Source organism: Mesorhizobium sp. M7A.T.Ca.US.000.02.2.1, assembly GCF_003996995.1.
Classification (GTDB): Bacteria; Pseudomonadota; Alphaproteobacteria; order Rhizobiales; family Rhizobiaceae; genus Mesorhizobium.
On sequence record NZ_RZTT01000468.1, the window covers coordinates 1 to 4,365 of the forward strand.

A 4,365-nucleotide genomic window follows, 5' to 3' on the forward strand; every position below is an offset into this window, starting at 1 on the left:
GCCCGACGAGGACGAGGAGCCCAGCCTGCGCGAGGTCAACGCGTCGATCGCCGTTCCGAGTTCGGGGGTCTGGTTCCGCCGCCTGTTCGCCTTCATGGGTCCCGGCTACATGGTCTCGGTCGGCTATATGGATCCGGGCAACTGGGCGACCGACCTCGCCGGCGGCGCGCAGTTCGGCTACACGCTGCTGTTCATCATCATGCTGTCCAACCTGATGGCGATCCTTTTGCAGGCGCTGGCGGCACGACTCGGCATCGCCACCGGCCGCGACCTCGCCCAGGCCTGCCGCGCCTACTATCCCCGTCCAGTCAACTTCGTGCTGTGGATTGCCTGCGAACTGGCCATCATCGCCTGCGACCTGGCCGAAGTCATCGGCACCGCGATCGCGCTGCAACTCCTGTTCGGCATTCCGCTGATCGGCGGCGCCATGCTGACGGCGCTCGACGCCTTCCTCGTGCTGCTGCTGATGAACAAGGGCTTCCGCTATCTCGAAGCTTTCGTCGTCGCGCTGCTGATCATCATCTTCAGCTGCTTCGCCATCCAGATCTTTGTCGCCGCCCCGCCGGCCGGCTCGATCCTGCATGCCATGTTCGTGCCGTCGTCGCAGATCGTCACCAACCCGGAGATGCTCTACATCGCCATCGGCATCATCGGCGCCACCGTCATGCCGCACAATCTCTATCTGCACTCCTCGATCGTGCAGACCCGTGCCTATGAGCGCACCGACAAGGGCAAGCGCGACGCCATCAAATGGGCAACGACGGACTCGACCATTGCCCTGATGCTGGCCTTGTTCGTCAATGCCGCCATCCTGATCGTGTCGGCGGTCGCCTTCCACAACACCGGCCACCAGGATGTCGCCGAGATCGGCCAGGCATTCGAGCTGCTGTCGCCGCTGCTCGGCTTGAGCATCGCCTCGATCCTGTTCGCGGTGGCGCTGCTGGCGTCCGGCCTGAACTCGACGGTGACGGCCACACTCGCCGGCCAGATAGTCATGGAAGGCTTTCTGCGCCTGCGCATCCCCAACTGGGCACGCCGGCTGCTGACCCGCGGCCTTGCCATCATCCCGGTGGTGGTCGTCACCGCGCTCTATGGCGAAAAGGGCACCGGCCAGTTGCTGGTGTTCAGCCAGGTCATCCTGTCGATGCAGTTGCCTTTCGCGGTCGTCCCGCTGGTGCAGTTCGTCTCCGACAAAAAGAAGATGGGCAATCTCGCCATTCCGCGCGGCGTCGCCGCCCTTGCCTGGGTAGTCGCCGCGGTCATCCTGGGGCTCAACTTCAAGCTGCTCTACGACACCATGTTCGGCATCGGCTAAGCTCCGCTTCGGAAATCAACTACCGTGCGCCAAGGGTAGTCTCGCGACAAATCGGCAATCCGCGCTATGTTGTCCCGCAGCATGGCCCGGATCGAAGACATCAGGAAATTCTACGCGCGGCTGCTGGTCGCCCATGCCGGCTCGCCCGACCCACGCCTGGAAGCGGCTTTCGCCGAGGTGCCGCGCGAAGCGTTTCTCGGTCCCGGGCCGTGGACGGTCATCGCCGGCAACGGCAAGGTCACGACGCCGAGCGCCGACCCGGCCCATGTCTACCAGAACGTGCTGGTGACGCTCGACGACGACAAGGGCATCAACAATGGCGAGCCCTTCCTGCATGCCATGTGGATCGGAAAGCTTGCGGCTAAACCTGGTGAGGCCGTCACTCATATCGGCGCCGGCACCGGCTACTACACCGCCGTGCTGGCCAGGCTGGTTTTACCAGGCGGCACCGTCAACGGCTTCGAACTCGACGAAAAGCTGGCCGATCTGGCGCGCAAAAATCTCGAAGCATATGGCAATGCAACGGTCGTCCATGGCGATGCGGTGACGACGCCCCTGCCGCCATCCGACATCATCTACGTCAATGCTGGCGTCGCAGCGCCACCAGCAGGGTGGCTGAAGGCGCTGCGGCCCGGCGGCCGCATGATCTTCCCCTGGCGCCCGGCCGAGCGCGTCCCGCTGGCGGTGATGGTGATCCGCACCGAAAAAGGCTTCGCCTGCGATCCGTTCATGCGATCGTGGTTCATTCCCTGCGTCGGCGCCTCGCTCGCAGACTCAGCGTCGAGGATCCCGACGCGCGAGCAGGCCGCGCGCAGCCGCTCGATCTGGCTGGTGCAGGACAGGGCGCCGGACGACACCGCCACCGCCATATCGGGCGATGTCTGGTTCTCGTCGGAAGATCTCCACCCCGGGCCTCGCAAATGATGGTGGTTCGCCAAAATTTATATGTCGGACTGGTGGCTCGTCGCCCGTCCTTGGGCTGAAGTCCGGCCACGACGGCGTGGACCGAAGAACGGGAGCACTGGAATGAGAAAGATCATCTCGGCGACATTCGTCAGCCTCGACGGCGTCATGCAGGCGCCCGGCGGCCCGCAAGAGGATCCGGTCGGCGGCTTCAAGTTCGGCGGCTGGACCTTCCATTACTTCGACGAGGCGGGGGGCGCAGCGATGGATGAACTGTTCTCCAAGCCTTTCGCCCTGCTGCTCGGCCGCAGAACCTACGACATCTTCGCCGCCTACTGGCCGTATCAGAAAGATTCGATCGCGGATGCCTTCAACCCCGCGACCAAATATGTGGCGACGCATCGGCCTGACACCCTCACCTGGCAGAACACGCAATCGCTCGGGCCTGATATCGTTGCGGAGTTGCGCCGTCTCAAGCAGGAGGATGGCCCTGACCTGCTCATCCAGGGATCTGGCGATCTGATCCAGACCTTGCTCGCCAACGGGCTGATCGACGAAATTCGGCTGATGATCTTCCCGCTGTTGCTGGGCAAGGGCAAGCGGCTGTTCGGCGACAGCGCGATGCCGGCCGCCTTCAAGCTCATCAAGTCGCAGGCAACCAGCACAGGCGTCATCATCGCCACCTACGAGCGCGCGGGCGAAATCAAGGTCGGCTCGTTTGTCACGGGAGAGCCATCCGACGCCGAGCTCGAGCGGCGCAGGAACTGGAAGTAGCAGGACGGCCTTGGCGTGCTTTCCTCTCCCTCCGGAGGGAGTAGAGGTGGCGCTGCGAAGCAGCGACGAAGTGGGGAAGCCATTCGCCAAACGCACCTCCGCAAGATAGGCACAACCAGGCGGGCAAGACTCAGACAGCGGTAGTCAGGCGAAGAAGATCGACCCCCACTCCGTCGAGCTCCGCTCGACACCTCTCCCCCGATCGACGGGGTAGAGGAACCCAAGTTCTGAGAAGTCTCTCAAGCCGCCACCGGCCGCCGCGCCAGGCCATCGCGGATGTGCCGCGCGAATTCCTGCGCGGCCGGCCCGACACCGTGCCTCGGCAGATGCAGATTGATGGCAAAATTCGGCAGCGGCGGCAGGCCGGACTCCGCTGGCAATATGTCGAGATCCGCCGGCACGGTTGTGGCCAGCCAGGCGGTGACGGCGAGGTCCGACCGCACCGTCGCGGTCGTCGCGTCGATGTTGCCGTTTTCGAACACGGTGCGCCACTCCAGCCCGTGCTCACCGAGCGCCGCCAGCACGGCCGGGCGGAAGGCGCAGGTGTCGGCGACGATCGAAACCGGCAGCGGCCGCTTGGCGCGGGCAATGCCGCCCTTGGCACCGACCCAGACCAGCCGGTCGATGGCAAGGCACTCACCGGCCGACGGGCCGACGCGTTCCTCGATCACCGCAAGGTCGATGGTCCCGGCCGCAAGGGCGGCCGCCAGTTCCGGCGACGAGGCGCAGACCAGCGATATCTCGACCTGCGGATAGGTCTCGGCATAGGTCTTCAGCACCGGCGCCAGCAAGGTGCCGACAAGGTCGTAGGGCACGCCCAGCCGCACCTGGCCGGCCACCGATGTCCCAGCCATCTCGGCCCAGATCTCGTCATTCAAGGCCAGCAACCGCTTGCCCCTGCCGAACAGCTGTTCACCGGCGCGCGTCAGCCGCAAGCCGCGCCGGTCGCGCGTAAACAGGCTGGAGCCGAGCGCCTCCTCCAGCCGCTTGACCTGCTGGCTGACAGCACCTTGCGTCAGGTGCAGCGCATTGGCCGCCGCCGTCATGCTGGCCTTGTCGGCGACGGTGATGAAGGTGCGGATCAGCGCCATGTCGAGATTTCGGATCATGGGTGGCATTATCTATCCTAATGCTGACCATGGCAAACATTGCATTTACTGAACTTCGCACGCAGCTACGATCGCAGCCCTCTGACAGAGGACGCCGCATGCTCGAGCCCATTCTCCCGCTCATCCTTTTTGCCATCGTCGCCACCACCACGCCCGGCATCGCCACGACCCTGTCTACGGCGTCCGGCGCGCAGTTCGGCTTTCGCCGTTCCGTGCCCCTGCTGGTCGGCAGCGCCGCCGGCCTCGCCACCGTCACGGGTGCCG

Annotated in this window: 4 protein-coding genes and 1 pseudogene; 4 read left to right on the top strand and 1 reads right to left on the bottom strand. The window is 64.9% G+C overall.

Translation table 11 applies throughout. The features are described from left to right. The 3 genes from EOD15_RS29490 to EOD15_RS29500 form a co-directional block, all read left to right on the top strand. Nucleotides 1-1,315 (top strand): Nramp family divalent metal transporter (locus tag EOD15_RS29490; protein WP_148129693.1); only part of this gene is annotated, 1,315 nt, incomplete at its 5' end. Nucleotides 1,316-1,396: 81 nt separating this feature from the next. Beyond that, entirely contained in the window at nucleotides 1,397-2,239 is an 843-nt protein-coding gene (locus tag EOD15_RS29495; RefSeq protein WP_164761909.1) for a protein-L-isoaspartate O-methyltransferase, read from the top strand. A 102-nt stretch (nucleotides 2,240-2,341) separates the two neighbouring features. After that, nucleotides 2,342-2,992 carry a dihydrofolate reductase family protein gene (locus EOD15_RS29500; RefSeq protein ID WP_127321888.1) on the top strand — a complete coding sequence of 217 codons (651 nt, stop codon included), beginning with the start codon at nucleotides 2,342-2,344 and terminating at the stop codon, nucleotides 2,990-2,992. 239 nt (nucleotides 2,993-3,231) lie between these two features. Here the strand turns inward: EOD15_RS29500 and EOD15_RS29505 are convergent, their stop codons facing one another. Further along, the gene (locus tag EOD15_RS29505; RefSeq protein WP_127321889.1) at nucleotides 3,232-4,101 is read right to left on the bottom strand and encodes a LysR substrate-binding domain-containing protein; all 870 of its coding nucleotides are present in this window, start codon (nucleotides 4,099-4,101) and stop codon (nucleotides 3,232-3,234) included. Nucleotides 4,102-4,199: 98 nt separating this feature from the next. On the opposite strand from EOD15_RS29505, the pseudogene EOD15_RS37070 reads away from it, so the two are divergent. Further along, a pseudogene (locus EOD15_RS37070) lies at nucleotides 4,200-4,365 on the top strand (LysE family translocator); the annotation flags it as partial.